Raw genomic sequence first — 19717 nt, 5'->3', positions numbered from 1 at the left:
TATGTTATCTTTTCTAGAAAATATGTAAGATGATATAGTAAGATTTTAATTTAGATGTGTATTTAGGCCTCACCATATAAGTAAAAGTATCTATATTAGAAGATACCTTGTCTTCTGCAATAAAATCGTATATATCTAAACAACAAAAAGACACTTGTCAATGAAGTGTCTTTTTGTTGCGAAAGAACAATAAAGTCATTTTTATATGAAAGATAATACTCTGTATTAATTTTTATTTCAATATCCGTATTTCGCGTAGCATTGTGGTTATAATAAACATCGTTAGACAATCATTAAAAAGAATTGAAATAAGAAAAGAGAAGGAAGGATGATATGAAACATTCATCTGTTAATCCATGGCTTGTTGTCTTCGGTACAATCATTGTACAAATAGGCCTTGGAACGATTTATACATGGAGCTTATTCAATCAGCCTTTAGTGAATAAATTTGGTTGGAATCTTAACGCTGTTGCTATAACCTTCTCAATCACTAGCTTTTCTTTATCATTTTCAACTTTGTTTGCGAGTAAATTACAAGAGAAATTGGGAATTCGCAAACTCATTATGATAGCCGGATTAGCTCTAGGAATTGGCTTGATGCTTAGCGCACAGGTTTCCTCATTACCAATGCTTTATGTGCTAGCAGGTGTTGTTGTAGGTTACGCAGATGGTACAGCCTATATCACTTCACTATCCAATTTAATAAAGTGGTTTCCAGAGCGTAAAGGTTTAATTGCTGGTATTTCTGTCTCTTCATACGGCACGGGCAGCTTAATTTTTAAATACATTAATGGAAAGCTAATTGATTTAGTTGGCGTATCACAAGCGTTTTTCTATTGGGGCTTAATTGTTGCAATTTTGGTAGTAATAGGCGCGTGTTTTATACATAAAGCCGCTGAACATGATACAGTTCAGGAAACAATGAGCCATGATTATACAACAAGGGAAATGCTACGTACAAAAGAAGTTTATATGTTATTTATCATGCTATTTACATCATGTATGAGTGGCTTATATTTAATTAGCATGGTAAAGGATATTGGTGTTCAACTTGTAGGGCTTAGCGCGGCAACAGCAGCTAATGCGGTTGCTATGGTCGCTATCTTTAATACGGTTGGTCGAATCATTTTGGGGCCGTTATCAGATAAAATCGGCCGTTTAAAAATTGTTTCGGCAACTTTTGTCGTTATAGGTATGTCTGTTTTTGTTCTCAGTTTTGTGAACTTAAATTATGGTATCTATTTCGCCTGTGTAGCAAGCGTTGCTTTTTGCTTCGGTGGAAATATCACTATTTTTCCAGCCATTGTTGGTGATTTCTTTGGTCTAAAAAATCATAGTAAAAACTACGGTATCGTGTATCAAGGTTTTGGTTTCGGAGCACTCGCAGGTTCCTTTATTGGTGCACTTCTAGGTGGATTTAAGCCAACTTTTATGGTAATTGGCGCATTATGTATTGTGTCATTTATCATCTCTATTTTGATTAGACCACCTAATCAGCAAAAGGAACAACAAAAAATTTATCGCGAAACAGCGTGAGTATGTTTAATATTTATTACATTCTAAAAAGAGACTCATTTAAGGTTTAAAGACAAAAGAAGAGGGGTTTACTTTTCATTAGAAAAGCAAATCTCTCTTCTTCATTCATACTTCTAAATACATATGATTTTTAAATTTGATTAATGTGAATTCACATACTCTCTAGATCTTAACATAAAGATCTAAGCTAGGATCTGATCCGCGTTGATATGTGAACAAAAATAAACTTCTGAATTTTCATCATTACACTCAAAAAAGGCGTATCCAGCAATTATGGATTTAGTAAATAAATAGATTAAATTTGATTTTAGAGATGCAGTTACAGGCGAACAATTGGTACAGTTCTTATGTAATGCTATGAAATTATAAATAGAGTATGGCATATAAAGAGAAATATAAGGTAGTATAAAAAATAAGATGTAAAAATTTTAAGAGAGGACAGAAAATATTATGATGGACCAATACGAATTGAAACAGGAGCTACAACATATCAAAAATAACAATTACTCCGTCCCGGAAGATGTAGATGCATATCCATATGCACAATGGATGCTTGATTATATCGGATCATCCGATGCTGAGCTGCGTGATGAATTGATTTACAGTACGCTCGAACGATGGATTAAAGGCGAAGTATTTAGACAAAAAGAGCTACGCGGACTGCTGCTGCAGGCACTAAGTCCTGATTATTTATTTTACAAAATCGGTGAAAAGGAAACAGATTCTGTTTTTAAGCGTGCATTTTCTATTCTAATTCCACCACTTATTTTATCTGTTCATGAAAAAGAACTGTTATTATCTGAAGAACAGCTGTATAGCGTCGCAGAACAAGTTCTTGAATATGTGTACCTTGAACAAGATGTAAGAGGATATGTAGAAGGGAAAGGATGGGCGCATTCCACAGCGCATGCTGCAGATGCCCTAGACGCTTTAGCCCGTACGATACGAAATCGCGAATTTTCGCACGCAATCCTTGCTGCTGTTCGTCATAAGATTCGTCTGCATGATTACTTGTACATAAACTTTGAGGATGAGAGATTAGTGACAGCAGTAATGTCTTTATGGAACCAAAATATCTTGGTACAAGAAGAATGGAAAAACTGGCTTTACAGCTTTACGATAATTGAAGCAGCCCCAGTTCCTCAAAATGATATATTAGTACAAAATATTAGAACGTTTTTAAGAAGCTTGTATTTCCGAAGTTTGGAACAAGAGGGAAACTCTGCGTTTACGATTGCTGTGTTGGAAACTTTGAAAGAATTGAAGAAATTTTAATATAGAAAAATGTTGGAATTCCGTTAGCAAGTGTTACTCTCATAGTGTTATATAAAACATAACTGGATTGCTGGATCGGATTATTCGAGCACAAGTGGATAGATATTGGGAATGGTCTAGTAAAATTGTGTATTTAGATCCCTAAATGTTTATTTTGAAGATACTTTATGATTAGGTACATAAAATTAGTTTTTCTCACAATTAATAAAATCGAGGTAGAAGAAATGAAAAAACTTTCAGCATTCATGTGTATTTCCCTACTCTTACTAGGGGCATGTGAACAAAAAGAAACGAATACATCTAAGAATCAAACAGAAAAGCAACAAGAATCCCATACATCGAAACAAACAGAAAAACAACAAGAGTCTCATGCATCAAAACAAAAAGATGTATTTGCAGCTACTCGAACAGCTTTATCAGCAAAGACAAAAATGAATATATTCTTACCAACAGAAATCCCTCTGTCTAATGAAAACAAGTTTTTATCTGCATACACAGAAGGTCAAGATAAAAATTACACTGTTACATTTTTTGAAAGCAATAGCCCATTACCTGTCGATTCCGCTGCACTTTCGGATTCTAATCAAGCTAAGCAAATTGCAAAACTTTTTGTCCAACAGTATGAGACAAAGGAAGAAGCGGGTAAAAGTTTATGTTCAACGTTTGCATTAAATCCTGATTACGATAAAGGTATACCAAGCAATGATGATCCTAGCGGAATAGATTTAGGATATGGAGTCAAAGGTTTTACCGATGGGGCAGCAGGAACGATGTATTTGAATGCTGTTAAGGATCATTGGGCAATTTTCGTAAAAAGTCCATCGGCAAATAAAGATGACAATATACCTGTAGCAAAATCCATAGTGAAGCAATTAGAGAAAGGGCCACTACCAACTCCAGACTCTTACGCAGTTATAGAAGTGGATACGAGACAGAAACAAAACCGTGTATATTGGCAAAATGGAAATACTTTATATGGGATAGAAACAAGCGGCGCTATCCAAGATGCATTATCTATTGCTGCTCACTTTGAGTCTACGTCTAAGTGATTAACAAATGTATTTGCTCAATTAAGTGGATAAAAGGATCTAAAAAGGTCATTGACCTCTAATCAATTTAGTAAATATATTTCTGGGATAAAAAATAACCAATTGTTTATCAAAAAAGAGCCTTAATTATTAAGACTCTTTTTTTGTGTATTTAGCATAGCAGTGTAAACAAAATAATATCCATGTAGAAAATGAAAAGATCATCAAGCAATAAACCTTCACAAAGTGTTGATGTAAATAGATATGAACTTATCGATTTTTGATGAACTAGAATTGTTTTCTAAAGAGTTACAACGATATATGTCACCTGATGCCTTAGAGCAATTAGTTAAAAATGTAGGATTTGTTAAACGAAAAAGTAAATACCGCGCACAAGATTTAGTGGCCCTATGTATTTGGTTAAGTCAAAACATAGCTCATACTTCATTGACACAATTTGAACTTATCTTTAAAACATGGAAATTATTTTTTCGTATTCATCAGTGTAATTCTGTAAAATTAGAACGACTAGAATGTCATTTATATGGACAATTAATTAGCATCCTTCTTTGTTCATCCACCATGTTTCAAATGTGTCAATTACTCCTCATCAAGAAGAAACGAAAATTAAGCGAATATAAAGCGATTTATATCATAAAAGATTATTTTCCACTTCTTTATCAGGCTCTACAAAAAGACACCCAAGAGATATCAAAGATACTACTTCGTCTGTTCAATCTTCTACAGAGAAATGGGCGAAAATCCCATAGGTATGAGAAGAAAACAGTCTTTGATATCTTAGGTGTAGTATACAAATTTTCTATTTCTCACAATCATGTAGCATAATCCAAAAAATTGAAACCCGATAAGGTTTATTTGGTATGCAAATCTTTAAAGAACTTACACTGGATCTTTAGAAAAAAGAAAAAATCTCACCTGAAATTAAACTTATATAATCTTAGCTTGATGGGCATGGGGGCCGCCCACATTTTAACGAAAATATATGCTAAGCAAACTTCGACATAAAATGAGCCGAGTATAAACTTTTTTATAAAAAAGTTTGATCATTTCAATGAGCCTTATTCCACAAAAGAACCCTTTACTTTAAGTACAAATCTTCATTTAGTAGTAATATCATATATCCTCATTCCTGTTTATTATTCAAATATTTCTACTAAGCTGCTAAACTTTAGGGGAAAGTGATGATTGGACAGGACCGCCATAAAAAAATCGAAACGTGATTCTAGTTGCTCCTTTCTAGTTGGCTAGAAGATAGGAATTTTGCATACTCTAATGGATTAAGGAATGCCCGGTCAATCGTTTGTTCATCACAAGACCATAATGACTTCTTTCCTGGCTTAATATTACATTCAAAAAGAAATAAAGAACCTTCTTTATCAATCCCAATATCAATGCCCATTTCTCCATAGCTGCCATAGGTCAATTCAAGCTTTTCAAAAATGTTGAAAAGTAATCTCTCTAATCTAGTTTTCAAACTACATATTTCTTTATCCGAAAATCCTAATTTTTCACGAAAGAATTCCTCAAATGGGTAAATAGATGACTTTGTCTTTGTGTTCGTAACATGTGAGTTTTTTGCACTGACACGGACTGCATGGGACACACATTCTAATTCACCCTTTCCGTTTCGTTGGACATCACATCTTAAGTCTAAAGTGCTGTGTTTATATTGTAATAAATCAATCGACTTTTGGACTATAAACTCATTACCTGCATAGAATGAATGTATGATCTGTATCAATTCTTCTAATGTACTTGCAGTCCCTTTCTTTAACTTTCCTTTTATAAAATATTTATATTCATAGCAGTTAGTTTTTTTGGTTACGTATATTATCCCGTTTCCATTATTTTGTCTGAATGATTTTAAATAAAGACTTGAAGTATCTTTTAACATATTAACTAAATCACTTTCATTTTTATACAATATTGTTTCAGGCAGATGAGGACGTATTTCTTCATATTTATATAATTCTTGGAAGGAATACCATTTATTATAAAAATGATTAGAGTTTATTTTTGTTATACTCATTTTTTCGATCGTTTCCCTGACTTTTTGTACATCTTTATTATTTTTGGATTCTCCTCTCCGGTTGTAATATACATCAGGAAATGGGAATTCAGCAACAGTCCACTTGCTTGTTTTAATATTATAATAGACCCCCTTAATTTTTTTTTTGTTATATTCCACATCTCTTTCTGAAAAAAAATACAGGTTTGTTTTGGCTATATTATTCATTTTTTGGAGCCTGTTATTATTGCGGCCTACTTTTTGTTTTTTTAATAAGTTTATGACACTCCATGTAACATGTACGCCAATAAAGGGGGAGTTGTTATCTGACTCATATTCATTCACTTCCATATTTATCACCTTCTTATATTAATAAGTTTATGACACTCCATGTAACATGTGCACCAATAAAGGGGGAGTTGTTATCTGACTCATATTCATTCACTTCCATATTTATGTTTAATCTCTAAGCTTATATTATAGTTTTTACTTTAAACCGCAACGGCACCTGTCCAACTAAAAAGAAATAATTCTTTTGATCCGCAGCAGCTTCTCTTAAGTACTTTTTTGTATTTATGGAAATTTTACTCTCTCTTTTTCTTAAACAAAGATTCTGGCTGAATTTTTTACCAGTTACTGAAATAACAGCAGGTTGTAAGCCGTTACAGATAAAAACAGAACTACATAAATATATATATAATTTTGTGAAAGGATGTTTAAAAAATGTGCGTACCTCACATAGAAAACCTTCCAAAACCGATAATTGGTGTTTTTATGAATTCTAAGACTAAACTATTTAAAAAAGGTCCCTATAACGGTTACAATTTACTAAATAAAGCAAATGAACGTACTAAGGCTACTTTATATTTTTTTACAAGAAAAAATGTTGACATAGATAGGAAACTCATTAATGGTTATGTTTATGACAAAGAAAATGGCCAATGGATTCAAAAGGTTTTTCCATATCCTGATGTTGTATATAATAGAATTGTGCAAATGGACAACATGAAATACAAGTATATTAGAGATAGTTTTCGAAAAGAGAAGGTTATCTTTTTAAATCCAGTCGCACGTTTAGATAAATGGGACCAGTATAAGATTTTTAACGAAAATTATACCCTTAAAGAATATCTTCCTGACACAGTCTCTTTTTCAGAAGAAAATTTAAGGACAATGTTAAACAGGTACAAAGAGGTTTATGTAAAGGGTACTGTGAGTGGACAAGGCAGACATGTAATCCAAGTTATCCAAACCCTTGATAATAAATTTCAGTGCAGATATTACGAAAGTGAATTAATAACATATACTACTGATAGTCTGGTCAAAGTTATAAAAAGATTAAAAAAAAGATTAAATGGAAAAGAAGCAATCATCCAGAAAAAAATTGAATCGCTAAATAGAAAAATTGATTTGAGAATAGAGATACAAAGAAATAAACACAATAATATTGAAATTGTCGGAGCAGCAGTCCGTGTTGGTGATAAAAAAGTTCCTATCCTAAATACACGTTCTCAGCCAACGATATATAATTTAGAAGAATTCTTTTCGGAACAACTGTATTATTCAAGAAAAGAGTTGCAAAGTTTACAACAGGAATTAACTACATTAGTAAAAGCAGTTTTTCTGACTTTAGAAGAAAAATACGGAACTTTCGTTGAAATGGGTATTGATATAATGTTAGACCAAAACCATGATTTGTACCTGATTGAAAGTAATTCTACCCCAGGACGTAAATCGCTATATCATGGATGTGGTTCAGAAAGCGTCTCTAAAGCGTTCTCTAATGTTCTGGAATATATAAAATGGTTGACCCAGGATAAATTGAACGGTAGCTAAATGACATACAAGGATACCACTTACCTTTTTCACAAAAAAATAACATAAAAAACCTCCAGTTATTGATGGAGGCTTTGAAAGAATTGAAGAAATTTTAGTATAGGTGGATAAGAGCACTGAACAAAAACATTGTCCTCTAATCGACTTAGTAAGTATATTTCTGTTATAAAAAGTAATCTAGAAAAAGAAATATCTATTATTTATCAAAAAAGAGTCTTAATAATTTAAGACTCTTTTTTGAGCATTTAGCATAGCAATATAAAATAAATAGTATCCATAGAGAAGATGAAACATCATCGAGTACATAGATATTATTCCTTACATTTTGAAATTATATTTCATAACACCGATAAAATATTGAAATTATATTTCATTGATGTTATGCTGTAACCAACAAAAGAAAGCGGTTTCAAAAAATGAATGAGGGTGAGAATTATGCTAGAAAATTTAACAACCGAAACACGTAATAAAAAAACAATGAATTTAGACGAAATGTCAACAATTGATCTTTTAACAATCATGAATGAAGAAGATGCACAAGTCGCAGAAGCAGTGAAACAAGAACTTCCACAAATCGCAAAAGCAGTTGAAGCGATTGTTGCAGCAAAAAGAACAGGCGGCCGCTTAGTATATATAGGTGCTGGAACTAGCGGACGTATTGGTTTGTTAGATGCGGTTGAATGTCCTCCAACATTCGGAACAGATCCAGAAGAAGTAATTGGATTAATCGCTGGTGGTGAAAAAGCCTTCATTAAAGCAGTAGAAGGTGCAGAAGACAGTAAAGAATTAGGTATTCAAGATTTAAAAAATATTAATCTAACAAACAAAGATATTGTAGTAGGAATTGCAGCAAGCGGCCGAACTCCATACGTTATTGGTGGATTAGAATATGCAAATTCAATAGGCGCACAAACAGTCGCAGTATGCTGTAACAAAGGATCAGCAGTAGGAAAAGTCGCAAACATTGCCATTGAAGTAGTAAACGGACCAGAAGTATTAACTGGTTCAACTCGCTTAAAAGCGGGCACATCACAAAAATTAATTTGCAATATGCTTTCAACAGCCTCTATGGTAGGAATCGGTAAAGTGTACGGGAATTTAATGGTTGATGTTCAACTAACAAATGAAAAGTTAGTAGAGCGCGCAAAGCGTATCGTGATGGAAGCAACATCTTGCGATTATGAAACAGCTGAAACCTACTTAGTAAAAGCAGATAATAAGCCCAAAATCGCGATTATAATGATTTTGACAGGACTTTCAAAAGAAGGAGCAATGAAGAAATTAGAAGAAAGACAAGGATTTGTTAGACAAGCATTAAAATAACCGAAAAGAGGGAGACATGATGAACAAATATCATAGCATGGCATCTCAAATTTTAGATGCGGTTGGTGGTAGCGCAAATGTTTCAACATATACAAACTGTATGACACGTCTTCGTGTTACACCTGTAGATCGTGATTTAATTAATGAAGAAGTATTAAAAAAGATTGATGGGGTTCTTGGTACTGTTGATGATGAAACATACCAAATTATCCTTGGACCAGGTGTTGTAACAAAAGTAGCAGAACAATTCGGCATTGTGTTAGCAGAGAAAAAAGGACAAGGTGGTTCTTCAAAAGCTTCTTCTGCAGAAGAACTACAAGCAAAAAGTGCAGACATCAAAGCAGAATTAAAGAAAAAGAATAATACACCTTTTAAAAATTTTTTAAGAAAAATTGGAAGCATTTTCATTCCTCTTATACCAGCATTCGTTGGAGCAGGGTTAATTGCTGGTATTGCTTCTATTCTATTAAATAATATTACAGCAGGCAATTTAGACAAAGAAACTTGGGGACAATACGTAACAGTTTTAAATGTGATAAAAAATGCACTTTTTAGTTATTTAGTAATTTATGTCGGCATTAATGCGGCAAAAGAATTCGATGCAACGCCAGCACTAGGTGGAGTAATCGGTGGTATTACCCTTTTAACTGGCATGACGCCAGAAAATCCAATTCCTAATATCTTTACTGGTCAGCCGTTATCACCAGGACAAGGTGGAGTTATTGGGGTATTATTGGCTGTTTGGATCTTAGCATTTGTAGAAAAGAAATTACGTAAAGTGATTCCCGATGCAATTGATATTATTGTGACACCTACAATCGCATTATTAATAGTAGGACTTGTAACCATTTTCTTGATTATGCCGTTTGCAGGTTTCGTTTCAGATAACTTAATTGGTGCTATCAATTGGGTATTATCACGCGGTGGTGCATTTGCAGGATTTGTACTTGGTGCATCATTCTTACCACTTGTTATGTTAGGATTACACCAAATATTAATACCAATTCATATTGAAATGATCAATACAACAGGTATGACACAATTACTTCCTATTCTTGCGATGGCAGGTGCTGGGCAAGTTGGTGCAGCAATCGCATTATGGATTCGCTGCCGTAAAAATAAATCTTTAAGAAATGTAATCAAAGGTGCACTCCCAGTAGGAATTCTCGGGATTGGGGAACCGTTAATTTACGGTGTTACACTACCATTAGGCCGCCCTTTTATCACCGCATGTATCGGTGGAGGTATTGGAGGAGCGGTCATCGGATTACTTGGTAACGTTGGTGCAATTGCTATCGGACCATCTGGTGTAGCATTAATTCCTTTAATTGCTGGTGGAGTATGGTGGAAATACGTCATTGGATTATTTGCAGGTTACATTGGTGGGTTTATCGTAACCTATTTTTTTGGTGTACCAAAGGAAGCGATGACGGAACAAGAATAATATATCTTAAAAAGTACGATTAGACTTTAGGTCAATCGTACTTTTTTTGTATAATAAGAACAAATGAAAAGGAGCTGACAGAGTGAAAGTGAGCAGTATTCAATCTCAAATTGAGTTAGTTTTGAATGAATTACCTGTATCTGAAAAAAAGGTAGGAGAATACATTCTGCTACATGCTAAAGACGTCACAAATATGACTATACATGAATTAGCAAAAGCGGCAGAAGCAAGTAGCGCAGCTGTTATTCGCTTTTGTCGTTCTTTAGGAATATCAGGATTCCCAGCTTTAAAAATGCGTTTATCTGCAGAAGTAGAACACATTCGACATGTAGGATATTTAGATATTGAATCAAACGAAGAAGTGCAATCAATTATTGAGAAAACGGTCTCTAATACGGTACAAACATTTCATGACACTGCTAGTCAACTAGAACCAGAATCTATTGAAAAAGCAGTAGATATATTACATAATGCAGATGTTATCTATATTTACGGAGTAGGAGCATCATTCCTTGTCGCTGAAGATGCTGCACAGAAGTGGAATCGCGTAGGAAAAAAAGCATATGCTATTTCAGATCCTCATGTATTGGTAATGACAATGGCAACACAATCAGAAAGCGCAGTATTCTGGGGAATTTCTTACAGTGGAGAAACAAGAGAAGTGATTCAGTTAGTGAAAAGCGCAAAAGAATTTGGGATGAAAACCATTGGTCTTTCTCGTATAGGAAATAATAAACTTTCACAAATGGTTGATGTTTCTTTATTTACAGCTCGTGCTCCAGAAGCTGAGCTTCGTAGCGGTGCAACAAGTTCTCGTTTTGCACAATTATTTGTAGTAGATGTAGTATTTTTTACATATGCCTCTTCTCAATATGAATTTACAGTAAAACAATTAAAAAAGACAAAACAAGCGATTCAGGATCTTTATGATTAATAAAAGGTGCGAAATATATAGTTTTTTATAGTAACGGCAGCAAAGTATTCGAGATTCAAATTGTTAATAAAGAAAGAAGATGGGTCTTATTGTAGACATTCATCTTCTTTTTATTTATACCAGACATTTGTCAACACTCACTGCTATATTTGTTTTTTAATAAAACAATTAGTTATCTTTCTTTTTTCCTATGTAAAGTAAGTGAGAAGATACTCCTAAAACGTGAGGATTGGTTGCTGTTTCTTTTAATAATTCAATAAGTTGAGTGAACTCATCTTTTCCACGATTTTGCCAGTATTCCCATTGCTCTTTTGATAAAAGAGTACCTATGTTAGATGAACCGATAAGATTTAATGTCTCAAAGCCATAAGACTCCATAAAAGGTTTTATGTCTTCAATATTAAAGTAATAAGCTCCTGTAAATCGTCCTTCGTCACTATGATTAAATTCACCCGTACGGATGAATTGCTGAATGGAGTCCATGTTATCATTCGGTTTCCACGTCTGAGGATATAGCAGCGATGAAAGAACATGCTTAATTCTTGGCATAAAAGCTACGTAAACAATCCCATCGTTCTTTGTGACCCTATATAATTCTTTAATTGCTAAATTACGGTCTTGCTCTGATTGTAAATGATACATAGGTCCCATCATAAGAGAAGCATCGAACTGCTCGTTTTCCAATAAAGTAAGACTTCTTGCATCTGCAGCATGAAAACCATCAAACCGGTCAGATAAACCTAGTTCTCTTGCTTTATTTTCACCAACCTCAACTAATCTAGGCACAAGATCAGTTAATGTAACTCTATATCCTTGTTCAGCCAATTTCATAGCATATTTACCAGGTCCGGCTCCATTATCTAGTACTTTCCCTGTCTTAGGTAAATATTTTTGTATATAGTGCCAATTAACCTGAAATTCTAATGGTTCACGATCAAGACGTCCCCACTCATCAAAGGTAGAATAATACTCAACAACTTTATTTACCTCTGTTTTCAAAGAGTTTTTCATATTCATTATTTTTATCGCTCCAATCAATATGTACTAATTGATATATTTTCGATTTAAAATTTCAAAGTCCTTCTAACAACTCAAAACTCCAATGTCCTTAATTTTTACAAACATTTTCTTCAGCAAAAAGGGGAGTTATAGAAGTAAAATACAAAAACACCTAAACTATGAATGAACTATGCTACAAATTTAAAAAGAGAAGCTAAAGAGAGGGGGGATGTCTAAGCTGGCAATAGGCTGGCTGATTGTGGATTGAGTCACATGAAGATTCCGTGCAGCTATAGTCAGAGAACCGTGTTTTGTACCTTCAACAATATAGTAATTATTAAACATTAATGGCTGCATCCCTTTTCTAATATTAGTAGCACTTACTTACAAATTAAAATCTTTAATTTTATTTAATTATAATTTATAAGTATAATCAAAACGGTAATAATATTTATAAAATTTAAAATACTTACAATATAGGAGGGGGTAGAATGTCATTACAAATACCTATTTGTTGGTCAACGAGTTTTTTCTAGTTTTATAGACAGTACATAATAGATATTATGTATGATTTATTATTTGAGCGGAAAATAAAATAGCTAAAATTGAAAAACCTAACTAAACCACTTGATTCGTTAGGCTTCTTTAAAAATATTTTTAAAAATCGATATTTTCTTTTATAATGTTCAAACCAATTTGTCCATCTGTACGTTTACATAGAACGAAGGGATAAAAATTCAGACACGATTACAAAAGGAGGGAATCAAAAAACGTGTAGGTGTCTTGAAGATTTATCATGCAAAAAATTTTTAACGAGGTGAAGAAATGTTAAAAAAAATGAAATTTAAAAGTGTATTGGTTGTAGCTTTGATGTTTGTTATTATTCTTCCGACTGCCATTTTTGCCTCAGTTACTGAAAAGAAAAGCCCTATGGCAGAGGAGAGCTTCGATGGCAACATCACTAACAACTCCCTTGCTGTAAGTCCCGATGAGCAGATTGCGATTGTTTCAGATAGTCGCGAACAATCCATACGTATCTATGACCTTGCTAAAGGCACTTTACGAAAGGAAATCGATGGCTTTGTCACACCGAGAAATATCGTGTTCATTAACAATGGCTCAGAGTTCGTCGTCTCGGATAGTACGCTTGGCACTTTGCGCTTCTATAACACAAAAGGCCTAACCTTAAAGGATGAAGTCGTAGTCGGTCCAGGTGCATTCGGCACTGCTGTCAGCCCTGATGGAAAAACGCTATACGTGAACAATCAGGCACACAGTTCTGTAACTGTCGTGGACCTTGAGAAACGCAAACCAACTGCGGTCATCACTGGTTTCGCCCAACCACGCCAAGGTATTACAGTCTCTCCGGACGGAAAATATGTGTTTGTAACAAACTTTAAAGGAGATAAGGTGTCCGTAGTTGATGCAGCCACTAAGAACATCGTACGTGAGATTACTGGTTTCTCTATGATTCGTGGAATCTCCGTGAGTGCTGATGGTCATACATTGTATGCCGCAAACAGCGGTCGTGACAGCATTTCCGTGGTGGACATCTCTCTAGGACAAATCGTCAACGAGGTAAAAGTTGGACATGAGCCATACGGTGCAGCCTTGTCACCCGATGGTAAATTGCTTTTCGCAAGCAACAAGGCAGACAATACTATCGATGTGATCAACGTCTCTGATAACCGTGTGATTAAAACAATCAGTGGTTTCACAGAACCCCGTCAAGCAATTGTCTTTAACCGGGAGGGAGAACGCGCTTATGTCCTTAATCGGGATCTTTCCATTTCCCGTGTGAATGTAAAAGACTTATCCATCACCGATACGATCAGTGATAAGTCAAACAAATACAAGCTTCAGGTGTTAGAATCGGATGGAATCGGAAAATATTTAGCAGATGATCAAGGAATGACACTTTATTACTTCACAAAGGATGAACCAGGAGTAAGTAATTGTAAAGGTAAATGTTCTGAAATTTGGCCTACATTCCATGCGGAAAACATAGTGGCTCCTAGTGGATTTAATAAAAGCGATTTTGGAACCATCACAAGAGAAGATGGACAGAAGCAAACAACGTATAAAGGCCATCCTCTTTATTACTATTTTAAAGATACGCAGGTCGGTGATATAAATGGACAAGGCGTAAATAATGTCTGGTTTGTTTTAAATAAAAAGATTTTTGAGAAATAAACAATTGCTTCAAGTAACATAATCCGTATAAGCAAAAACCTCTTCGAAACCAAAAAGAAGGGGTTTTTGCTTTATTTTAACTTGATAGATTTTTGTCATTTAAGTGTTGAGACAACAAACTGAAGCATATTGAGGAAGTAAAACAAAAAGTTGCGGAGATGATTAGCAAATGAAAATAAATGAAATCGAATCAACTAAAAATATGGAGTACCTTCAAGAATTGAATCCAGAAAAAGATATTAGCGAACTATTTAAAAAAGGACGACGAATTGGTATATATGGTTCATCATTTGATCCTATCACAAATGTTCATTTGTGGACTGCTTCCACTGTGGCACATCGTAAAAAACTAGATTACATTATCTTTTTACCTTCTACAAACAAGCGTATCGATAAAAAAATACAAACGACCGGTGATCACCGTGCTAAAATGATTAGTTTAGCCATACAAGATAACCCGAAGTTCATTCTAGACACTCATGAATTAAACGTATTACCAGGCAAACATTATACATACTATACAATGAAGCATTTTAGGACTATATTAAAAGAAGCAGAATTGTTCTTTATCATGGGTGCAGACCTTTTAGTAGATATCGCTGATGGAAAATGGAAGATGGCTGAAGAATTAATAAGTGAAAATAATTTTATCGTTATGGCTCGCAATGGTATCGATATGCTCCAAACGATTAGTCGATCTGCTCTCCTTCGCAATTATGACGATGGTAGGTTTCAATTAATCGATAAAGGATTAGCTATGGAAATAAGTTCTACATATATACGCGAAGAATTTTCTAAAGGCGGCGAACCGCGTTACCTTCTCCCAGATAGCTGCTACTATTACATCAAAGAAAAAGGTTTGTATCAATAATAGGGATTACATTTCATATAAAACTCTAAAAACCGAAAGGGAAGATTTTGTAATGACAACTCTACAACAAAAAATCATGTCGGACTTAAACGTATCAGCAGTAATTGATCCTACTCAAGAAATTCGTAAAAGAGTCGATTTTTTAAAGGAGTATGCACTTAAAACAAGAGCAAAAGGCTTCGTTTTAGGAATTAGCGGTGGTCAAGATTCAACATTAGCTGGAAGACTCGCTCAACTAGCAGTAGAAGAACTGAGAGCCGAAGGGCATAATGTAAAATTCGTAGCTATTCGCTTACCTTACGGAGTTCAAAAAGATGAAGCTGATGCACAAGCAGCGTTACAATTCATTCAAGCAGATGAAGAACTTGCATTTGACATCAAAACTACAGTTGACGCTTTTGCAGAGCAATATAAAAAAGATGCAAAAGAGCAACTTACAGATTTCAATAAAGGAAATGTGAAAGCTCGAGTTCGAATGATTACACAATATGCAGTAGGTGGTCAAAATGGCCTTCTTGTAATTGGTACAGACCACGCAGCAGAAGCTGTGACCGGTTTCTTTACTAAATACGGCGATGGTGGTGCTGACATTCTTCCGTTGTCTGGATTAACAAAAAGACAAGGAAGAGAACTATTGAAAGCTTTAGACGCTTCAGAAAGATTGTATTTAAAAGTTCCAACAGCTGATTTATTAGATAATAAACCACAACAAGCAGATGAAACCGAGCTAGGAGTTACTTATGATGAATTGGATGATTATTTAGAAGGTAAGAAAGTAGAAAAAGAAGTAGCAGAAGCGATTGAAAAACGATATTTAGCTACAGAACATAAACGACAACTTCCTGTAACTATATTTGATGGTTGGTGGAAGTGATGAAAAGCTGCGGTTATTCCCGCAGCTTTTCTTATTTATCCTGCATGAAAATAAAGATTAGATCTCTAATTTTTATTTTTGTATGCCGTCAATCATGAGTTTATTTTTCAAAATGATTTTATTGAATATATAATCATATCAATATAATAAATTGATGATGTAAAATCGTTATTTTTATCATTTAAGTTAAGTAAAAATAAAGGCTTTAGCATCTTTCTTATAGTTGCTAAAGTTTTTATTTTATTGATTATCTTTTTATTAACGGTAGACAGAACATTTATTCTTTCAAATGATATAGAAGAAGATATACTCAATTTTTATATCTGTTGAAAGGGGATACTGTTAATGTGTAGAAAGGTCAAAAAGAAGTCTAAATACACGATGGAAAAGGCAGAAATGATTAAGTTATATTTAGAAGGTTCTAGCACATCAGACATCGCAAATTTAGCTAATGTTTCTTCTAGATAAGTTCGCATGGTCCTAACAGATAACAATATTGAAAAGAGAGCGCGTGGAAGCTGGAAGCGTAAATATGATTTAAATGAAGATTATTTTAAAATTTGGTCTAACAACATGGCATATATTTTAGGTTTTTTCGTTGCTGACGGTGTAATAGCCAAAAACAGTCACACAGTTAGTATTTCTCAGTTACTAAAAGAAAAAAAGATTTTCTTATTGAATATCAAAAAAACAATTCGATTAGCAAATCCTGTGAAAGTATCGGAATCAAAAAAACAACATTTCAAAGTTGGATAAAAAGCGATTTAGAATTTAAAAACCAATTTGAGCACCTGACCGAAATACTCAACAAAGTTCAATGATTGATACTAAACAACAAAAAAGATTAGCGCGTTTATAGAGCAATATAGCAAACGCAATAATCTTTTTTGTATTTCATTGTTCACTCTTAAACCTCAGAAGGGAAGCCGAGATCAAAAAAAAGAACTTACTTAATTATAGTTGATTTATTTTTTACAGTTAACATAATATAAATTATAGGAAGTTGTAAAATGAGAGTGGTTTCATATCTCTAAATCCAAGTAAACTATATATTTTGAGACGGAATAGGGGTTTTTGAAACAATCTATAGCATGTTCAAATAATCATTTGAAACTCCATATTTCAAATGAACCATTATGATTTCATTCAGTAAAATTTATCACAGCACACAGCTGGAGAAATTTTATGCTAAATGATCAGAGCCATAATTTATATTTATATTGCACTTAAAAGTTTATTTTCTAGCTTAGTTTCAATTATACATTTAATATTGATATCTTATTTTCTGAATATACACAGAAATATGTTTTATATAAAAATGTGTCATAATTCCAACTCTAACCTATTTTTCCTTTACTCAAATTTAATCATTTTCAGTTAACATAATATATTTATAAAATATAAAAATCCTCCCTTATTTTAGGAAGAATTTTAATAAATGACTTGTATTCTATTAGATATAATTTTTTCTACAAAATCCGTATTTACTATCTTTTCTGTTTGACGAATTAAATGTAAAATGCCACTTTTTCGATTATGATAAATCACTTTACGTTCTTCATTTCGATATATTTGCACCAGTATTCCCAGTGTATCAACATCACCTTGTTGTACGTTATAACTTTGTAGCAAGACATCATTACAAATAATGTAAATCACATGAGGATTATTTGTCACGCTCTGTTTATTTCCAACAAATGTGATGGTTTGCTTGATTCAATATACTGGCTGTCCATAATAATGACATTTCTCCATGATTTTTATGATTACAATTCACAAAAAACGCCTCATAGTCGTCAAATACAATCTTTTCAGCAATTTGAAATGTATTTCTTGCTTTTCTAATGCTTTCTCGCAATGGTTGTATGCAGGAAAATGCTTTTTCATTTGCAATTAAAAACTTTTGTTTCGCTTGTGCTGCTGCATATTCTACTTTAAGTAATTCATACAAATCACGCTCTTCTACATAAAGAACTGTATCAAATTTTGATAAATAAGCTAAATATCAACCTTCTAAATCCTCTGTAAGACGCATTTCTTTTGCGATTACAATCTGTGACTAAGATAGGAATATCTTTCGTATGTTCAAGAAATAACGTTGCTTTATGCTGATAAAAAGCTTTCTCGTGAGAAGAAATAACTGACGTATCATATAAGAACACATGGTCTTTCTTTAAAATACTATCTATACTCTCTTCAATGTCTGTAATGAAGTGTGTTTATTGTTGGATAAAACTTTTTAGTTCTGAAGATGTCACTCTGCTGCCTCTCCCTTCATTTTATGGAAATACCCAATAACTTCTTCAAGAACTTGTTGGTTAGTTTGTTGTGCTACATAAGGTAAAGTATACTGATTCATTAACTTTTCTAGTTTTCCAAAGTTCACAACATTACTTCGTTCAATCATATAAGGATCTAACCCAAGAGCTTCAAATTCTTTATGATAATCAATTGTTTTATCAAAATATGTTTCCAATGTTTTTTCATCAATTAGGTACAATTTATAGAGACGAATAAGAGTTGCTTTGTGCGGCGCCTGAAAACGGCTCATACAAAGAAGAATCTTTGTTAATGTAGTTTCAAATTCATTTTCTGTATCCGTATAAAAAGCATTTAACTCATGTTCATCAATTAATAGAACCTATGCAAAATAATCAGCTTTTTGTTCAAATTGATTTTTATCAAGGCCTACATGAATAATATGTAATTGCTGCTTAAGCTATTGAAATGAAATAAGATGATACAGTTCATGAAGCAGACTAAAATTTTGATAAATTCGAGATTGATACGTATTCACATAGCAAATATACTTATCCGTATTTGTAGAACGAATAAAACCACCCAAAGACTGATTTTGAATTGGTGCTTCAATGAAAAAATGTTGTGTAGAAATATATTTTTTCGCACCTTCAATCATTGTCCAGCCTCTTGGGTGGTAATGCTGCAAATACTTTTTCATTAAATTTTCTACTTCAGACTTTATCTTTTGATTTTCTTCTAAAATTTGCGGAAGATCTGCAGACGAAAGCTCAGGCATGTGAATCACCTCTATCATAAATTTCAAGTAAGTCACAAATTTTTGTTAACTGAGCTAACTCTTCTTTTCCTCTCTCTGACAACAGATTACCGGCCGAAAAAGCGAAATCCCTCTCCTCTAGCTCTTGATAAAAACGTTTGTTCATGACCTAAAGTATTAGCCAGTTTGGCCGCAAAATCATAAATACCATTCATTCGTTTTCCATTTAGATAGTCAGAGAAATTTGACTCAGACATGTTCATACATTTCGCTAAACGTTTTCTTTTTAAACCTTCTGCTTCAATATATTGATTCATATTACGAAAAATAATAGATTCTGAATGCCTCTTCCTCACTTC

General features: G+C 33.5%; 18 protein-coding genes and 2 pseudogenes. 12 read left to right on the top strand and 8 right to left on the bottom strand.

The features are described 5' to 3' along the window. Window positions 1-333: 333 nt before the first annotated feature. From NKR74_RS11210 to NKR74_RS11195, 4 genes and pseudogenes are all read left to right on the top strand, one after another. Entirely contained in the window at window positions 334-1536 is a 1203-nt protein-coding gene (locus tag NKR74_RS11210) for an L-lactate MFS transporter (protein ID WP_253629589.1), read from the top strand. A gap of 450 nt (window positions 1537-1986) precedes the next feature. After that, complete coding sequence (locus tag NKR74_RS11205; RefSeq protein WP_098310264.1) at window positions 1987-2811, top strand: DUF2785 domain-containing protein; 825 nt, start codon at window positions 1987-1989, stop codon at window positions 2809-2811. 224 nt (window positions 2812-3035) lie between these two features. After that, window positions 3036-3860 (top strand): hypothetical protein, encoded by an 825-nt coding sequence (locus NKR74_RS11200; RefSeq protein ID WP_253629588.1) that lies wholly within the window; start codon window positions 3036-3038, stop codon window positions 3858-3860. Between the two features lie 432 nt (window positions 3861-4292). Next, a pseudogene (locus NKR74_RS11195) lies at window positions 4293-4685 on the top strand (IS4 family transposase); the annotation flags it as partial. Between the two features lie 397 nt (window positions 4686-5082). Here NKR74_RS11195 and NKR74_RS11190 read toward each other — a convergent pair. Beyond that, on the bottom strand, window positions 5083-6219 hold the full coding sequence (locus NKR74_RS11190; RefSeq protein WP_253629587.1) for a YheC/YheD family endospore coat-associated protein: 1137 nt from the start codon (window positions 6217-6219) through the stop codon (window positions 5083-5085). A 372-nt stretch (window positions 6220-6591) separates the two neighbouring features. Here NKR74_RS11190 and NKR74_RS11185 point away from each other — a divergent pair, with 372 nt between their 5' ends. The 4 genes from NKR74_RS11185 to NKR74_RS11170 all read left to right on the top strand — a co-directional run bounded on the left by NKR74_RS11185 (window position 6592) and on the right by NKR74_RS11170 (window position 11405). Beyond that, the gene (locus tag NKR74_RS11185) at window positions 6592-7704 is read left to right on the top strand and encodes a YheC/YheD family protein (protein ID WP_098310260.1); all 1113 of its coding nucleotides are present in this window, start codon (window positions 6592-6594) and stop codon (window positions 7702-7704) included. Window positions 7705-8139: 435 nt separating this feature from the next. Continuing rightward, window positions 8140-9027 (top strand): N-acetylmuramic acid 6-phosphate etherase, encoded by an 888-nt coding sequence (murQ, locus tag NKR74_RS11180; RefSeq protein WP_253629586.1) that lies wholly within the window; start codon window positions 8140-8142, stop codon window positions 9025-9027. A gap of 19 nt (window positions 9028-9046) precedes the next feature. After that, window positions 9047-10471, top strand: coding sequence for a PTS transporter subunit EIIC (locus NKR74_RS11175; protein ID WP_253629585.1), 1425 nt, complete (start codon window positions 9047-9049; stop codon window positions 10469-10471). Window positions 10472-10553: 82 nt separating this feature from the next. Next, window positions 10554-11405 carry a MurR/RpiR family transcriptional regulator gene (locus NKR74_RS11170; protein WP_253629584.1) on the top strand — a complete coding sequence of 284 codons (852 nt, stop codon included), beginning with the start codon at window positions 10554-10556 and terminating at the stop codon, window positions 11403-11405. A gap of 168 nt (window positions 11406-11573) precedes the next feature. On the opposite strand, the gene NKR74_RS11165 is transcribed toward NKR74_RS11170, so the two are convergent. Next, window positions 11574-12422, bottom strand: a complete 849-nt coding sequence (locus NKR74_RS11165) for a class I SAM-dependent methyltransferase (protein WP_253629583.1) — start codon at window positions 12420-12422, stop codon at window positions 11574-11576. A 183-nt stretch (window positions 12423-12605) separates the two neighbouring features. Then, window positions 12606-12749, bottom strand: a complete 144-nt coding sequence (locus tag NKR74_RS11160; protein ID WP_253629582.1) for a helix-turn-helix domain-containing protein — start codon at window positions 12747-12749, stop codon at window positions 12606-12608. Between the two features lie 480 nt (window positions 12750-13229). On the opposite strand from NKR74_RS11160, the gene NKR74_RS11155 reads away from it, so the two are divergent. From NKR74_RS11155 to NKR74_RS11140, 4 genes and pseudogenes are all read left to right on the top strand, one after another. Next, window positions 13230-14597: a beta-propeller fold lactonase family protein gene (locus NKR74_RS11155; RefSeq protein ID WP_253629581.1), complete on the top strand. Its 1368-nt coding sequence runs from the start codon at window positions 13230-13232 to the stop codon at window positions 14595-14597. Window positions 14598-14766: 169 nt separating this feature from the next. Next, window positions 14767-15468 carry a nicotinate (nicotinamide) nucleotide adenylyltransferase gene (gene nadD, locus NKR74_RS11150; RefSeq protein WP_176524668.1) on the top strand — a complete coding sequence of 234 codons (702 nt, stop codon included), beginning with the start codon at window positions 14767-14769 and terminating at the stop codon, window positions 15466-15468. A 52-nt stretch (window positions 15469-15520) separates the two neighbouring features. Then, window positions 15521-16342 (top strand): ammonia-dependent NAD(+) synthetase, encoded by an 822-nt coding sequence (gene nadE / locus NKR74_RS11145; RefSeq protein WP_253629580.1) that lies wholly within the window; start codon window positions 15521-15523, stop codon window positions 16340-16342. Window positions 16343-16687: 345 nt separating this feature from the next. Next, window positions 16688-17056, top strand: a pseudogene (locus NKR74_RS11140) (helix-turn-helix domain-containing protein); the annotation flags it as partial. Window positions 17057-17773: 717 nt separating this feature from the next. On the opposite strand, the gene NKR74_RS11135 reads toward NKR74_RS11140, so the two are convergent. The 5 genes from NKR74_RS11135 to NKR74_RS11115 form a co-directional block, all read right to left on the bottom strand. Continuing rightward, complete coding sequence (locus tag NKR74_RS11135) at window positions 17774-17974, bottom strand: hypothetical protein (RefSeq protein WP_253629579.1); 201 nt, start codon at window positions 17972-17974, stop codon at window positions 17774-17776. A gap of 52 nt (window positions 17975-18026) precedes the next feature. After that, on the bottom strand, window positions 18027-18293 hold the full coding sequence (locus NKR74_RS11130; protein ID WP_253629578.1) for a hypothetical protein: 267 nt from the start codon (window positions 18291-18293) through the stop codon (window positions 18027-18029). Window positions 18294-18596: 303 nt separating this feature from the next. Next, window positions 18597-18893: a hypothetical protein gene (locus NKR74_RS11125; protein WP_253629577.1), complete on the bottom strand. Its 297-nt coding sequence runs from the start codon at window positions 18891-18893 to the stop codon at window positions 18597-18599. Between the two features lie 168 nt (window positions 18894-19061). Beyond that, window positions 19062-19379, bottom strand: a complete 318-nt coding sequence (locus NKR74_RS11120) for a hypothetical protein (RefSeq protein WP_253629576.1) — start codon at window positions 19377-19379, stop codon at window positions 19062-19064. Window positions 19380-19465: 86 nt separating this feature from the next. Then, the gene (locus NKR74_RS11115; protein ID WP_253629575.1) at window positions 19466-19714 is read right to left on the bottom strand and encodes a helix-turn-helix domain-containing protein; all 249 of its coding nucleotides are present in this window, start codon (window positions 19712-19714) and stop codon (window positions 19466-19468) included. Window positions 19715-19717 lie beyond the last annotated feature (3 nt).

Origin of the sequence: Bacillus sp. 3103sda1, assembly GCF_024159135.1 — a bacterium.
In the GTDB taxonomy this organism is placed as follows: domain Bacteria; phylum Bacillota; class Bacilli; order Bacillales; family Bacillaceae_G; genus Bacillus_A; species Bacillus_A rhizoplanae.
Note: the sequence above shows the minus strand (reverse complement) of the source record. Positions and strands in the feature narration are given on the sequence as shown.